Source organism: Nitrosomonas sp. (assembly GCF_024282095.1).
Lineage (GTDB): Bacteria > Pseudomonadota > Gammaproteobacteria > Burkholderiales > Nitrosomonadaceae > Nitrosomonas.
Genome location: NZ_JAMWZS010000012.1, coordinates 37461 through 52723, shown reverse-complemented (window position 1 = coordinate 52723; position 15263 = coordinate 37461). Strand labels below are relative to the sequence as shown.

Here is a 15263-nt window from a genome sequence, read left to right as displayed (position 1 = left end):
GGTTCTACAATCCAATCAGTTTTTATATTTTAATGTTATGAAACCCATAAATGTCGGTTTACTAGGAATTGGTACTGTCGGTGGTGGTACGTACACCGTTCTCAAACGCAATCGTGAAGAAATCGCCCGTCGCGCGGGCCGCGAAATCGTCGTCACAATGATCGCTGATAAGGATCTCGATAAAGCGCGCCAATTGGCGGATCCAGGCGTGGTGGTGACGGACAATGCGCATGAGATTACGACCCACCCCGCCATCGATATCGTCGTTGAGTTGATTGGCGGACAAACGATTGCCAAGGATTTGATACTGGAAGCGATTGCGCACGGTAAACATGTGGTGACCGCCAATAAGGCCCTGCTGGCGAATCATGGCACTGAGATATTCGCAGTGGCGCGCGCCAAGGGCGTGATCGTGGCGTTTGAAGCGGCGGTGGCGGGCGGTATTCCCATTATCAAAGCCCTGCGTGAAGGCTTGACCGCCAATCGCATCACCTGGATTGCCGGCATCATCAATGGCACGGCAAATTTCATTTTGTCCGAAATGCGCGAAAAAGGCTTGTCGTTTGCGGAAGTCTTGCAACAGGCGCAAAAACTGGGCTATGCCGAGGCTGATCCGACCTACGATATTGAAGGCATTGATGCGGCGCATAAAATTACCTTGATGTCGGCGATTGCATTTGGCATACCGGTGCAATTCAGCAAAGTATATACCGAAGGCATTACCAAACTGACCGGCGAAGACATTCGCTATGCGGAGGAATTGGGGTATCGCATCAAACTGCTGGGGATTACCAAACGTGTGGAAAAAGGCATCGAATTGCGCGTGCATCCAACGCTCATTCCAATACGGCGTTTGATCGCCAACGTCGAAGGCGTGATGAATGCTGTGGTCGTCAGAGGCGATGCCGTGGGCGCAACGCTTTACTATGGCGCTGGTGCTGGTGCTGAACCGACGGCGAGTTCAGTGATTGCCGATCTGGTGGATGTGACGCGCATGCAAACCGCTGATCCGATGCATCGTGTTCCAACATTGTCATTCCAGCCGGATTTGTTGTCGGATACGCCGGTGATTTCGATGGAAGACGTCGAAACCTCGTATTACCTGCGCATGCAGGTGATCGATAAACCCGGCGTGATGGCGGAAATCACCCGTATCGTGGCGGATAATGATATTTCCATTAGCGCCCTGATTCAAAAGGAACCTGGCAGTGATTCCGACCGCGTCAGTGTCATTATGTTGACGCACTTGACGGTGGAGAAAAATATCAACGCGGCCATCGCCCGTATTGAATCTCTGCCGGTGGTGACGAATAAAGTCATTCGTATCCGCATCGAAGAATTAAATAAATAGGCATTGAATCATCGGAATGGGTGCAGTGATGAAGTATTGCATCCATTTTTCAGGTATTGCTGCTGTTTTTTAACGCTATTGTGTGATGCAATAGCCTTTATTCAAACTCAATCCATTAAAAATAAGCATGCGTTATATTTCAACCCGCGGTGGAATGCCGCCCAAACCGTTTTCTGAAATCCTGTTAAGTGGCCTGTCGCCTGATGGTGGATTGGCGATACCCGAAGCGTATCCTCAAATCACAGCAGCGGAATTGAATGCGTGGCGCGGCTTGAGTTACCCGGCGCTGGCGTTCGAGATTCTGTCGCGCTTTGTCGACGATATTCCCGCCAATGATTTGCGCCATTTGATCCATCAGACGTATACCGCCGAAGTGTTTGGCAGCGCGGATATCACGCCGCTTAAAACTTTGGAGCCGGGTTTGCATATTCTGGGATTATCGAATGGACCGACCTTGGCGTTCAAGGACATCGCCATGCAATTGCTGGGCAATTTGTTTCAATACCAATTGACGAAAACCGGCGATGAGTTGAACATTCTCGGCGCGACATCGGGCGATACCGGCTCCAGCGCGGAATACGCCATGCGCGGCAAGCACGGTATCCGTGTTTTTATGCTGTCGCCGCTGGGAAAAATGAGCCGCTTTCAGACTGCGCAAATGTTTTCGTTGCAAGACAAAAACATTTTCAACATCGCCATTCGCGGCGTGTTCGACGATTGCCAGGATATCGTCAAGGCAGTCAGTAATGATCACGTCTTCAAACAAGCGCATCGCATCGGCACGGTCAATTCGATCAACTGGGCGCGCATTGTCGCGCAGGTGGTGTATTACTTCAAAGGCTATTTTGCGGCAACCAAAAGCAACGATGAGCAAGTGTCTTTTGCTGTGCCATCCGGTAATTTTGGCAACATCTGCGCCGGCCATGTGGCACGCATGATGGGATTGCCGATCAAACATTTGATTCTGGCGACCAATGAAAATGACGTGCTGGACGAATTTTTCAGCACCGGCGTATACCGCCCACGCACCACCACGGAAACCCGGCACACCAGCAGCCCGTCGATGGATATTTCCAAAGCATCCAACTTCGAGCGCTTCATTTTCGACCTGACCGGCCGGAACGCCAAGCAAGTTGCCGAATTATGGTCAGCGGTGGATCAAGGCAATGCCTTTGATTTATCGACCACACCGCTATTTGCCAAAATTAAGGACTACGGCTTTGTCTCCGGCAGCAGCAACCATGCGAGCCGCATTGCGACGATTCGCGACATCTACCAGCGCTATCATGTGCTGGTTGATACGCACACTGCGGATGGCTTGAAAGTCGGTCAGGCGCACCACGAAGCAGGCGTGCCGCTGATTTGCCTGGAAACCGCATTACCCGTCAAATTTGCTGAAAGTATCCAAGAGGCGATTGGTCAAGAACCCGAACGTCCGGCTGGTTTCGAGAATCTTGAAGATCTGCCGCAACGCTTTGTGGTCAAGGATGCGGATGTGCAGGCAATCAAGGATTATATTGATGAGCAATGTGAGGTATCTGCGTAGAAATATCTGATGAATCGTTGGAATATTCCAGATTGGCTAGAACGTGAGGTAATCGAAAGAGACACTCATTGCGTGTATTGTGGAGTTGAATTTATCACGACGAATCAAACGCGGAAATCGAAACCATCGTGGGAGCATATTGTAAACGATGCAAGAATAATTACTCGCACAAACATTGCGAGATGCTGCATGTCTTGTAATGCAAGTAAGGGAGCAAAGCTTCTTTCTGTTTGGCTGGGCTCGAGTTTTTGCAAGGAACGAAACATTACAAAAGAAACCGTTGCGCCAATTGTCAGGATGGCTCTTGATTATCCCATCAATATTGGATAACTCAGCAAGTAGCCCGGATAAGCCAGCGCCATCCGGGAAGCATGAAACAACTACCACAAATGATTCATTGATGATCGTATACCACTTTATCTCTTCTGAATTTGCACTCAAAGCATTGCGTGACCGCCGTTTGAAAATCTCACGCATCAATGAGCTGAGTGATCCGTTTGAGTTTTGTGCGGCAGATTTTTCCGATAGTGATACCCAAGCTAAGCTGGAAACATTCAAGAATCACGTGAACGAGCATTATGGTGTCATTTGTTTTTCGGAACAATATCATGATCCGGTGCTGTGGAGTCACTATGCCGATGGTCATCGCGGTGTTGCCTTGGTGTTTGAAATTCCCGATGACCAAGCGATCTCTATTGATTACCAGCCTGCGCGCTTGTGCTTGGATGTCGATGCCGCCATTCAGCGTGGCGGTTTTACCGAATCCGATTTAAGTAAACTCATTTCGACCAAATTTTCCAGCTGGCAGTATGAAAATGAGATACGAATGACCTGCCGCCTGAACGATCACTTTTGTCAAATCGACTCAAAAGGGAAAAAGGTTTACTTTGAATCATTAAGCTTGGAATCTTTTGGTCTGGATCCGTTGAAGTTAATCGGATTGATCCGCGGCATCCGGTGTGATTTGAGTCCTATGGATATTGCGAGCGAATTACTGGCAGCGGATACGCTTTCAGTTCAGGATACCCTGTTAGATTTATCGTCCTTTCGAATCATTTCCGGGAAAACTTACCCGGTCAATGGCGTGCGATCTTTTTCCGCTTGTTGCTTTAGGGTTTGATTATGATGGGATTTAAATAATTCCATATAACGCAGTACACGCTATTCAGGAATTAATTTGAAATAAGACAGAAGTGATTGCTCAAGAGATTCGGGCAATTACGAGACGTCCTGCTAACTTGTTTGGTTAAAAAGACAAACCAAACCTGGCTAATCTGGTTTTAAAACTGTGCAGTCCTGGTGCCGGGATTTACATGTGACATGCTCTTTCCTTCTTTTCAATCTGCTCATGTCAAACGCATGGTCTGACACTCAAGTCTGCAGAAGCCGGACTCATCGCTCGTTAGTGACATCAACCCCAGGCTTTTCACGTTCTGGAAACCATCCTGGGGTTTGCCGAATTCCTATACGCGCGCTTTAATTCCCTTTTTTCAAAGCATCGCATTTATCGACAAATGCTTGCCGTGCAACTTCGTCGTTCCTGAAAGTCGCCAGTGATGACTCCAATCCTCTCCCCGAACAATTCACCGAATCCGCTTCGGGAACTCCGCCGCAACCGATCAGAGCGATACTAAGGCCAATCACACAAACGACGCTATATTTAAAATTCATCTAAAATTTTCCTTTATAAAATATTGACTATGGCTTGATGGCTATGTCCGATTTCTCAATCAGTTGGCGCTGGTCCGGCCACACGAACCTAACGTTCCAATTCTACCTGAATCCTCACGGTCTTTGTATTTTTGCCTGGTATCGGTTGCCTCGAAAATGTTTTTCAACGCCTGCTAAAGCCCGCTTGCCAAGCGCCACGAGCAATTTGGCTGGTTGGGTTAGAAAGACAAGTCAAACTATGCTAATCTGGCTTCAAATCTGTATACTTCACAATATCCTGAGTTATTTTTATCGACTATAGGCAGTATTCAAATCGTCCGGAGCCAGTAATGAAATTTTCTATTTACCGCTATGATCCCGATAAAGATGAACAACCTTACATGCGCGATTACGATGTGCAGTTGGCGGCGACCGATAAGATGCTGCTGGATGCATTGTTGCGTATTAAATCGGTCGACGACAGCCTGAGTCTGCGCCGTTCGTGCCGTGAAGGCGTATGTGGTTCGGATGCGATGAATATCAATGGGCGTAATGGGTTGGCGTGTATTACGCCGATCAGTAGTTTGAAGGAACCGGTAGAAATACGTCCACTGCCGGGATTGCCAGTGATTCGCGACCTGATTGTCGATATGACGCAATTCTTCCAGCAATATCACTCCATTAAACCTTATCTGATCAATAATGATCCGCCGCCGGAAACAGAACGGTTGCAATCGCCGGAGGAACGGGCTGCGCTGGATGGCGTTTACGAATGTATCTTATGCGCTTGCTGCACGACATCCTGTCCTTCATTCTGGTGGAATCCGGATAAGTTTGTGGGTCCTGCGGGGTTATTACAAGCTTATCGCTTTCTTGCGGATAGCCGCGATCAGGCGACTGCTGAAAGACTGGATAATCTGGAGGATCCTTACCGATTGTTTCGCTGCCATTCCATTATGAATTGTGTTGATGCGTGTCCTAAAGGCTTGAATCCTACCCAGGCAATCGGCAAAATCAAAGACATGATGGTGAAAAGAATGGTATGAAGGAATTCGAGCGCGCACGCTGGCGCTGTCGGCGCGGTCTACTTGAGTTGGATATCGTTTTGCAACGTTTTATGGATCAGTATTACAGGCAGTTGGATCAGCACGAGCTGGAACAATTTGAACGATTGCTGTCCCTCCCGGACAATGATCTGTGGGACTTGATCACGGCACGGCAGGTCACGACGGATGATAAACTGCAACAGATCGTGGAATTGCTACAAAAGAGTTAGATTTTAGAGGGTATTCTGCGGTTCTGAAACTTTCTAATCGTGCATACTAGTCAATCGTACGCAACAAGTGGAGAAGTAATATGGCACAAAAAGGCATGGCAACTTTAAATCTCAATGATGGCAGCGCGCCCATCGAACTGCCCATTTTATCTGGGACGATGGGACCCGATGTAGTCGATATTCGTGCACTGCATGCAAAAAGTGGCGTATTTACTTATGATCCGGGCTATCTATCGACAGCCAGCAACAGCTCCAACATCACATTCATTGATGGCGACAAAGGAATTTTGCTATATCGTGGCTATCCCATCGAGCAGCTTGCAACGCACTGCGATTTTATCGATGTCTGCCATCTGTTGATGAAAGGTGAATTGCCCGATACAGCGCAGAAATCCGAGTTTGACCGCGCCATCAAAAATCACTCGATGCTGCATGAACAACTGGTCAGGTTTTATAGTGGATTCAGGCGTGATGCGCATCCGATGGCGGTCATGGTGGGTGTGGTCGGTGCGTTATCGGCGTTTTATCATGAAGCGTTGGATATTTCTGATCCGGGGTACCGGGAGCAATCCGCGTTCCGGCTCATCGCAAAACTGCCGACGATTGCTGCGATGGCGTATAAATACAATATCGGCCAACCCTTTATCTATCCGCAGAATCGATTAGGCTATGCGGAAAATTTTCTGCACATGATGTTTGCGGTACCGACTGAAGAATACCAAGCAAATCCGGTGATTGTCCGCGCGTTGGACCGGATTCTGATTTTACATGCCGATCATGAACAAAACGCTTCTACGTCAACGGTGCGCCTGGTTGGCTCCAGCGGTGCGAATCCATTCGCTTGCGTTTCATCGGGAATTTCATGTCTATGGGGACCTGCGCACGGTGGCGCCAATGAGGCTTGCTTGAAAATGCTGGAAGAAATCGGCGATGTTTCCCGTATCGATGAGTTCATTAAACGCGCCAAAGATAAAAATGATAATTATCGGTTAATGGGTTTTGGTCACCGGGTCTATAAGAATTTTGATCCCCGGGCAAAACTGATGCGCGAAACCTGTCATGAGGTTTTAAATGAATTGGGATTGCACAATGATCGTTTGTTTAAGCTGGCGCTACAGCTTGAAAAGATCGCCTTGGAAGACGATTATTTCATTTCCCGGAAACTCTATCCGAATGTCGATTTTTATTCCGGTATCGTACAACGTGCATTGGGGATACCCACCAGCATGTTTACCGCAATTTTTGCCATGGCGAGAACAGTAGGATGGGTGGCGCAATGGAGCGAAATGGTTTCCGATCCGGCGTATAAAATCGGGCGGCCGCGCCAATTGTATACCGGTACCACGATGCGGGATATCCCCAGTTCGTATTCAAGAAAATAGCATTCTTTGATATTAAGGGCTGCCTATCGTATGAACAAGCCGTTGTTTGATGATTCCCTGTTATCCGGCGCAAATGCCGCGTTTATTGAAGCGGTTTATGAAGAATATCTGCATAACCCCAACTCTGTTGCATTAGCCTGGCGTGAATATTTTGATAAGCTGACCAAGCAGCCGGATACCGCAAATAAACACCCGCTAAGCAGCGCTGCTGTGACTGCGGCTCCACAATCTTCCGGTACGGAAAGTCAGACCGCGCTGCCGGATGCGATAGTTGCCGATTCCGATGACCGGAAGCAAGTCGCAGTCCTGCAGCTCATCAATATGTACCGCTATCTTGGCCTGGGCCAGGCTAAACTGGATCCCCTCGGACTCAAGCAACAAGCGGATGTGCCCGAGCTGGATCCTGCGCATTTCGGATTTTCCGAAGCGGATATGGATAAGGTATTTAATACCGGTTCACTGGTTGGGCCTGAGCATGCCACCCTGCGTGAGATTTTGCAGATTCTGCGAGAAACTTACTGCGGTTCCATCGGTGCCGAGTATATGTACATTTCTTTGGTGGAGCAGAAGCGCTGGATACAAGCGCGCTTGGAAGGTCAACGCTCCAATCCGAATTACTCGGATGACTATAAACGTCATATTCTTGAGCGGCTCAATGCGGCGGAGGGACTGGAAAAGTATCTGCATACCCGTTATGTCGGACAGAAACGTTTTTCCGGAGAAGGCAACGAGAGCCTCATTCCATTGCTGGATTGCCTGATCCATCGAGCCGGAAAAGCCGGTGTTCAGCAGATTGTGATGGGCATGGCGCATCGTGCCAGACTGAATGTTCTGGTCAATACGCTGGGAAAAATGCCCGCCGATCTGTTTCGTGAGTTTGAAGGAGAGCAGCCGCAGGATCTGCCGTCAGGTGATGTCAAGTATCACCAAGGTTTCTCATCCGCAATCAACACAGCCGAAGGCATCGTGCGATTGGCACTGGCGTTTAATCCTTCGCATCTGGAAATTGTCAATCCGGTGGTCGAAGGCTCGGTGCGCGCGCGCCAGCATTTATTGAACGACAAACTTGGCGACCGGGTGTTGCCGGTACTGATTCACGGTGATGCCGCTTTCGCCGGACAGGGTGTGGTCATGGAAACGCTCAATTTGTCGCAGACTCGCGGCTATGGCACCGGCGGCACGGTGCATATCATCATCAATAATCAAATCGGATTCACCACATCCGATCCGCGCGATAGCCGTTCGACCTTGTATTGCACCGATGTTGCCAAAATGATCGAGGCGCCCATTTTCCACGTCAATGGTGACGATCCGGAAGCGGTGGTGATGGTGGCTGAGCTGGCGTTTGATTTTCGTATGCGCTTTCATAAAGATGTCGTGATCGATATGGTGTGTTTCCGTCGCCTGGGTCACAATGAGCAGGACGAACCGATGGTGACGCAGCCGAAAATGTATCAGATCATCAACAAACATCCTGGCACCCGTAAGCGCTATGCCGATAGGCTGGTGGCAGAAGGCGTTATTAAACCGGAAGATGCGGACAATCTGATTCAGACCTACCGCGAAGCCATGGATGAAGGTGTCAACCCAAACAAGAGCGTTAGCTACGACTATAAATCTCCCTATACCATCAATTGGGAACCGTTTCTCAAGCCGATCAAATGGAACAAGAAAGTTAAAACCGGCGTGGCGCTGCAAACACTGAAACAGCTTGCGATACGATTGACGGAAACTCCCGAGGGCTTCAAGTTGCATCAACGGGTTGAAAAAATTATTGCCGACCGGCGTTTGATGGGAAATGGCGAATTGCCTCTGGATTGGGGAATGGCGGAGAATCTGGCCTACGCAACCCTGCTGAAGGAAGGTTACCCGGTAAGATTGTCGGGACAGGATTCAGGACGCGGCACATTCTTTCATCGCCATGCCGTGTTGCATGATCAGGTCGCGGCGGATCAGAATGAGCGGATTTATATTCCGCTCCGTCATCTGTATCCCGAACAGCCGGATTTTGTCGTGATTGATTCGATGCTGTCTGAAGAGGCAGTGTTGGGTTTTGAATATGGTTATACCACTACACAACCTAATGAATTGGTGATCTGGGAAGCGCAGTTTGGTGATTTTGCCAATGGTGCGCAGGTGGTGATCGATCAGTTTATCGCCTCCGGTGAAGCCAAGTGGGGACGTGTGTGCGGTTTGGTGATGATGTTACCGCATGGCTATGAAGGGCAGGGGCCAGAGCACTCTTCCGCGCGGTTGGAACGCTATCTGCAGTTATGTGCGGATTACAATATCCAGGTCTGCGTGCCTTCCACGCCGGCACAGATGTTTCACATGCTACGGCGGCAAGTCATCCGCCCGTTGCGCAAACCATTGATCATCATGAGCCCGAAAAGCATGTTGCGCCATAAAGAATCGGTGTCGAGCCTGGAAGATCTGGCGCACGGGCATTTTTATCCGGTGATTTCCGAAGTCGAAGACCTGAATCCGGAAACCGTCAGGCGGATGATTGTTTGCAGCGGAAAAATCTATTACGAATTGCTGGCTTATCGCAAAGAGCATCAAATAATGGACATGGCGATCATTCGCCTGGAACAGTTGTATCCCTTTCCGCATGAGGAATTTCAGACGGAAATCGACCGTTTCAGTAATGCCAAGGAAGTGATCTGGTGTCAGGAAGAACCCGGCAATCAGGGTGCATGGCATCGCATTCAGCACTATCTGTTGCGCCATATGCGATCTGACCAGGCACTGGGTTATGCACTGCGGGCATCTGCAGCTTCTCCGGCGGTGGGTTATACGGCGCGGCACAAGTTTACGCAGAATGAATTAATCGTGGCAGCATTCAGAGATAAAATTTAGAAAGAGGGCACCATGCTAGTTGAAGTCAAAGTACCCGTGTTATCTGAATCCGTAGCCGAGGCTACGTTAGTATCCTGGCACAAAAAAGCAGGCGACTACGTCAATCGCTCGGAAAACCTGATCGATATCGAAACCGACAAGGTGGTGCTTGAATTGCCCGCTCCCAATGCCGGCGTGTTGACCAAGATTTTAAAACAGGATGGCGCAACCGTGGTCAGCGGTGAAGTCATTGCCATGATTGAAACTGAAGCGACCGCCGGTACTACCATCACCGCTAAACCGGGTGATCAACCGGCATCTGCTGCGGAAAAACAGGCAGTGATCGCTACCGGCAGCAGCGCTGAAAATGCCAGCGCCGAGGACATCGATCAGGCGATACCGATGCTGATGCCCGCCGCGCGTAAATTGGCAGAAGAAAATAACCTGAAAGCCACGGAAACTTCTGCCATCAAAGGCACCGGTTTGGGCGGGCGCGTTACCAAAGAAGACGTGCAAACGTATATGGCAAGCAAGTCGGGCGCAGCTTCAAAAGTTGCACCTGGATCCGTCGCAACGGCTACATCAGCAGCAGGAGCGCGTACCGAACGCAGGGTGGCGATGTCCCGATTGCGGCAGCGCATTGCTGAACGTCTGGTGCAATCACAATCCACCGCGGCGATTCTGACCACGTTTAATGAAGTCAATATGCAGGCGATCATTGATCTGCGCACACGCTACAAAACTGAGTTTGAAAAGGAGCACGGCGTCAAGCTGGGCTTCATGTCGTTCTTTGTCAAAGCCGTTATCGCTGCGTTAAAGAAATATCCGATCGTCAATGCGTCGGTGGAAGGCAATGAGATCGTTTATCACGAATATTATGACATCGGCATCGCCGTCGGCAGTCCGCGCGGGTTGGTGGTACCAGTCATCCGCGATGCGGACAAACTAACGCTGGCCGAAATTGAGCTACAGATCGCCGATTTCGCCAAGCGCGCGCAAGACGGCAAACTGACCATCGAAGAACTCAGCGGCGGCACTTTCTCGATTACCAATGGCGGCGTGTTCGGTTCCATGCTGTCGACGCCGATCATCAATCCGCCACAAAGCGCTATCCTGGGTATCCACGCCACCAAAGAACGGGCGGTGGTCGAGAACGGACAAATCGTGATCCGTCCGATGAATTATTTGGCGTTGTCGTATGATCACCGCATCATTGACGGTCGGGAAGCGGTGTTGTCGCTGGTGGCAATGAAAGAAGCGCTGGAATATCCGATGAGTCCGCTGTTGGAAACATGAAAAGGCGCAGCTGAGCCTATTTTAGCACCGTGGCGACAACGCAGATAGTTTCTCAACGCCTGCTAGTTGGGCGTACAATTTAAATCTCTACGGGTTCAATTTTCCGGAAGCTGGTTGAAAAGCAGCAGATTGAAGCGCGCAGTTAATACCCCGCTGCTTGCAGCGGAGTGTTTTATTCATCAAAAAAAGGTGCTTTGATATGAAAAAACTTGTCATGATTGCTTCTCTCGTACTTTCCGTGGCGCTTTATTTATTCTTTGAAGTGACCGGCAATGAAGCGGCATTAGCCCCAGTATTGCTAGGTCTTCTGGTTTCCTTCATTTGCGCAATGATGTTGCTGACTGAAAAATAGTGATGCAGTCATCCAAACGAAATTCTCAACTGTGAGAAACAAAAAACCACAGAAAGTAAATATAACGCTTTAGGGTTCAGCGTATTGAGCTTCGTTCCAAATAAGCCTGCTTGCCGATGAATCCAGGAGGCCCAAACCATACTCGCTATAGCCAAAACTAAGCTATTTCATAGATAAAATTAAGTTTTTTACCTATTTCTTAATAAAAAGAAAGTAAATATACTTAAGGGCCGTCACTTGGAAACTAAAAAATAATTGCTTTCAGCATCCGGTTTTCTAGCTTTCATAAGCAGTGCGTCATGATGGTTGATGGTATTTATCAGTGATTTATGTTTATTCAGAGGTGCTTTATGAGATTCAAGAATAATGGTCTGGTGCAAAAGATTAAGCACTTAATGTATGCTGTGCCGATTAGCTTGGCGTTATTAATCTTCAGTTATGGAAGTATCACTTCCGTAATGGCAGCCGGACCGGAAGCGCATCTGAAAGGTGAGTTCGGCCCTCTGCACGCGTGGCCAATCGTACCTGTTCACATGACATTAATGCCGGATGGTCGGGTATTTGCTGTTGGACCTCAAACGAAAAATAATCTGAAGTATGCGGTCTGGAATCCTGCAATGGGAACAAGCGCCAATGCATTTGAGACACTACCGAATACCACCAGCACAAACATTTTTTGCGCTGGTCAGGCGATGATCCCGGAAACAGGTCAAGCGCTTATTATTGGTGGAGATACAACCTATGCGATGCCGGGTTCGACTTATGGGTATCATACTGCTGATGTCAATGTTTACGATCCCACTACAGATACACTAATAACCCAGACCAGCATGGCTTATAGTCGTTGGTATGCAACCGCAGTGACGTTACCTAATGGTGAACATTTAGCGCTGGGTGGTCGCGATGTAAGACCCGCTGCAGGAATCGCAGCCGAATATGCGCCTATACCGGAAGTACGTGCCGTAAACGGCAGCTGGCGTTCGTTGAGTGCTGCATCCAGTGATGCAGCGTATGGAGCGATCGGAGGCAATTCTTGGTACTATCCACGTGCGTGGGTAAATCCGCAAGGGAGTGTATTTATTGTTAACCCGATTGGCTTGATGTACAAGCTAGACACCGCAGGTGCCGGCACACTCACGCTGTATAAGAAAAGGATACTGGCTGGCAAGAATTTTCTGCCCAGTGCGATGTTCTCTCCCGGTCGCATCCTCTTTGTTCGCAAGGATCGTACAGCAATCATCGTTGATATCAACGGTACGGGTGAACCCACATCGTCCTCAGGCGGAAGTTTGTCACTGGATCGGCAATATGGCAATGCCACGGTGCTTGCCGATGGCCGGGTTTGGGTTAATGGCGGTTCATCGACGGGTAATGACCTAGTGGGTGCAGCGCTGGATTCTGAATTGTGGAATCCTGTGACTAACACATGGACGACAACCGCGAGTGCTTCAACAGTGCGTCTATATCACTCAGCTGCACTGTTGCTTGCAGATGGAACGGTACTTACCGGAGGTGGCGGTGTTCCTGGTCCATTACGGCAAATGAATGGCGAAGTATACTATCCACCTTATCTATTTAAGAAGGATGGAACCGGTGAGTTTGCACCTCGTCCGGAAATCGTTGATGCGCCATCGGTCATGATTGGCTGGAATCAGGTGTTTCCAATCGAAGCGACTGAGAATATTGCGCGAGTCACGCTGGTGCGTGCCGGAGCAGTTACACATGCATTTAATAATGAACAGCGTTTCTTTGAGCTGTCGCCAATTTCACAAACCGGTAACAGTGTGACGGTAAGGTCGCCAGCATCAGTTAACGACGCTCCTCCAGGTTTTTATCTGCTTTTCGTTTGGAATGCGGCAGGAACGCCTTCATTGGCTAAGGTCGTGCACCTTGGTTAGGTCGTTGTTTCCGAAATGAAATAACAAAGGCTGATAGAGTAGGGAAGTTTATGGGCATGCCTCGTGCAACACGTTGCACGAGACGGTGCTATGCTGTGAAGTGAGTACGCCACAGTTTTCTTTCTTTAACAGGTTGTTGAAAAAGGAAGAGAATTTGGCGATTGCATACTTGAAATTTTGGCATGAGAAACAATCAGGCTAACAGCGCCCCGTAGATTTTCTGATAGGCTATTGCGCTTGCATGCCAGCTGAAATCTTTTGCCATGCCATTCCGCTGCAAACGTTGCCAGTTTCTCTTATTGTGATAGACTTGTGCTGCACGCTTTATCGTATTGAGCAAGTTGTCGGCGGTCATTGGGTGGAATAAGAAACCGCTGGCGTTTCCTTGTGCGAGTGTAGTCGGCGTACAATCGACCACAGTGTCGAGCAGGCCACCGGTGGCGTGTACTACGGGTGGTGTGCCATAGCGCTGACTGTACATTTGATTTAAACCGCACGGTTCAAATCGCGAAGGCATCAGGAAGCAATCTGCGCCCGCTTCGATCAAGTGAGACAGGGCTTCATTAAAACCGATACGTACCGCGATTGCATTGGGGTAAGTTTGGGCCAGCGTTGAAAGCTGGTGCTCCAGATCTGCATGATCACTACCGAGCACTATCAGTTGAGCGGGTATTTTTACCAGTTGCGGTGCCACTTGTATCAACAGATCAGTGCCTTTCTGATGATTCAGGCGACTGACCACACCGAATAACGGGGTATCGGCGTCAACGGTTAATCCCATTTGCTGCTGTAGCGCGCTTTTATTGGCTGCTTTATCGGATAGTTTTTTACTCGTATAGTTTTTTACCAGGTGGGGATCGGTTGCGGGATCCCATTCGCTGGTGGCTATACCGTTAATGATGCCGGTGAGATGGCGGCGGCGTGTGGCCAGTAGACCTTGCAAACCAAAACCCAGCGGTTCTATTTGAATTTCCTCTGCATAATTAGGGCTGACTGTGGTGATGTGGTCAGCATAATAAAGTCCTGCTTTGAGGAAAGACAGATTGCCATAATACTCAACGCCATTGACATCAAAACTATCCGGAGGCAATCCCAACTGAATGACGCTGCCAGGGGGAAAAATGCCCTGGAATGCAAGGTTATGGATCGTCATCACAGTCGCGGCTTTTTTTCCTGGATGAAAATGCAGGTAGGCGGGGGTGAGACCGCTTTGCCAGTCGTTGCAATGTGCAATGTGCGGGCGCCAGGCAATCGGACTGGCATCACTGGCCAGAATGGCGCCAATTTTCGATAGCAAACCAAATCGTAGTGCATTATCCGGCCAGTCGCGTCCCAGCGTATCCATGTAGGGGCCGCCTTCACGGCGATATAGCCCCGGACAGTCGATCACAAAGACCGGTATGTTCTCAGTCTTGCTGAGCGATAATCTCCCCGACAGCAGGGTAGTGGGCGGAAATTGTGGCAATTCGTTGAACTCGGCCACTTTGGATTTGTATTTAACCCCTGCCAGAACCTGTGGATAGCCCGGTAGCAGGAGCCGTACATCAGTTTGCAGTGTGCGTAGCGCAACAGGCAATGCAGCGCTGACATCACCCAGACCGCCGGTTTTGCATAACGGATATACTTCAGAGGTAATAAATAGAATGCGCAGCCCTTGGGATGATGGCATGGGTA

At 49.2% G+C, this 15263-nt stretch carries 12 protein-coding genes; 10 read left to right on the top strand and 2 right to left on the bottom strand.

Annotation, left to right across the window (positions count from 1 at the left end; genetic code table 11):
- Positions 1 to 37: 37 nt before the first annotated feature.
- The 3 genes from Q0K92_RS05460 to Q0K92_RS05450 all read left to right on the top strand — a co-directional run bounded on the left by Q0K92_RS05460 (position 38) and on the right by Q0K92_RS05450 (position 4017).
- Complete coding sequence (locus tag Q0K92_RS05460; RefSeq protein WP_297324794.1) at positions 38 to 1351, top strand: homoserine dehydrogenase; 1314 nt, start codon at positions 38 to 40, stop codon at positions 1349 to 1351.
- A gap of 127 nt (positions 1352 to 1478) precedes the next feature.
- Positions 1479 to 2897, top strand: coding sequence for a threonine synthase (gene thrC, locus Q0K92_RS05455; protein WP_297324793.1), 1419 nt, complete (start codon positions 1479 to 1481; stop codon positions 2895 to 2897).
- A 304-nt stretch (positions 2898 to 3201) separates the two neighbouring features.
- Positions 3202 to 4017, top strand: a complete 816-nt coding sequence (locus Q0K92_RS05450; protein WP_297324792.1) for a DUF2971 domain-containing protein — start codon at positions 3202 to 3204, stop codon at positions 4015 to 4017.
- 356 nt (positions 4018 to 4373) lie between these two features.
- Here Q0K92_RS05450 and Q0K92_RS05445 read toward each other — a convergent pair whose 3' ends face one another.
- Positions 4374 to 4568, bottom strand: a complete 195-nt coding sequence (locus tag Q0K92_RS05445) for an entry exclusion lipoprotein TrbK (RefSeq protein ID WP_297324791.1) — start codon at positions 4566 to 4568, stop codon at positions 4374 to 4376.
- Positions 4569 to 4897: 329 nt separating this feature from the next.
- Here Q0K92_RS05445 and Q0K92_RS05440 point away from each other — a divergent pair, with 329 nt between their 5' ends.
- From Q0K92_RS05440 to Q0K92_RS05410, 7 genes are all read left to right on the top strand, one after another.
- The gene (locus Q0K92_RS05440; RefSeq protein ID WP_297324790.1) at positions 4898 to 5593 is read left to right on the top strand and encodes a succinate dehydrogenase iron-sulfur subunit; all 696 of its coding nucleotides are present in this window, start codon (positions 4898 to 4900) and stop codon (positions 5591 to 5593) included.
- A complete protein-coding gene (locus Q0K92_RS05435) occupies positions 5590 to 5823 on the top strand; it encodes a succinate dehydrogenase assembly factor 2 (protein WP_297324789.1) in 234 nt (77 codons plus the stop codon). The genes Q0K92_RS05440 and Q0K92_RS05435 overlap by 4 nt, the downstream gene beginning before the upstream one ends.
- 80 nt (positions 5824 to 5903) lie before the next feature.
- Positions 5904 to 7205: a citrate synthase gene (gene gltA, locus Q0K92_RS05430; RefSeq protein WP_297324788.1), complete on the top strand. Its 1302-nt coding sequence runs from the start codon at positions 5904 to 5906 to the stop codon at positions 7203 to 7205.
- A 30-nt stretch (positions 7206 to 7235) separates the two neighbouring features.
- The gene (locus Q0K92_RS05425; protein ID WP_297324787.1) at positions 7236 to 10064 is read left to right on the top strand and encodes a 2-oxoglutarate dehydrogenase E1 component; all 2829 of its coding nucleotides are present in this window, start codon (positions 7236 to 7238) and stop codon (positions 10062 to 10064) included.
- Between the two features lie 12 nt (positions 10065 to 10076).
- The gene (odhB, locus tag Q0K92_RS05420; protein ID WP_297324786.1) at positions 10077 to 11339 is read left to right on the top strand and encodes a 2-oxoglutarate dehydrogenase complex dihydrolipoyllysine-residue succinyltransferase; all 1263 of its coding nucleotides are present in this window, start codon (positions 10077 to 10079) and stop codon (positions 11337 to 11339) included.
- Between the two features lie 199 nt (positions 11340 to 11538).
- Positions 11539 to 11691, top strand: a complete 153-nt coding sequence (locus tag Q0K92_RS05415) for a hypothetical protein (protein WP_297324785.1) — start codon at positions 11539 to 11541, stop codon at positions 11689 to 11691.
- 350 nt (positions 11692 to 12041) lie between these two features.
- Complete coding sequence (locus Q0K92_RS05410; protein WP_297324784.1) at positions 12042 to 13589, top strand: galactose oxidase early set domain-containing protein; 1548 nt, start codon at positions 12042 to 12044, stop codon at positions 13587 to 13589.
- Between the two features lie 193 nt (positions 13590 to 13782).
- On the opposite strand, the gene glgA is transcribed toward Q0K92_RS05410, so the two are convergent.
- On the bottom strand, positions 13783 to 15258 hold the full coding sequence (glgA, locus tag Q0K92_RS05405) for a glycogen synthase GlgA (RefSeq protein ID WP_297324783.1): 1476 nt from the start codon (positions 15256 to 15258) through the stop codon (positions 13783 to 13785).
- Positions 15259 to 15263 lie beyond the last annotated feature (5 nt).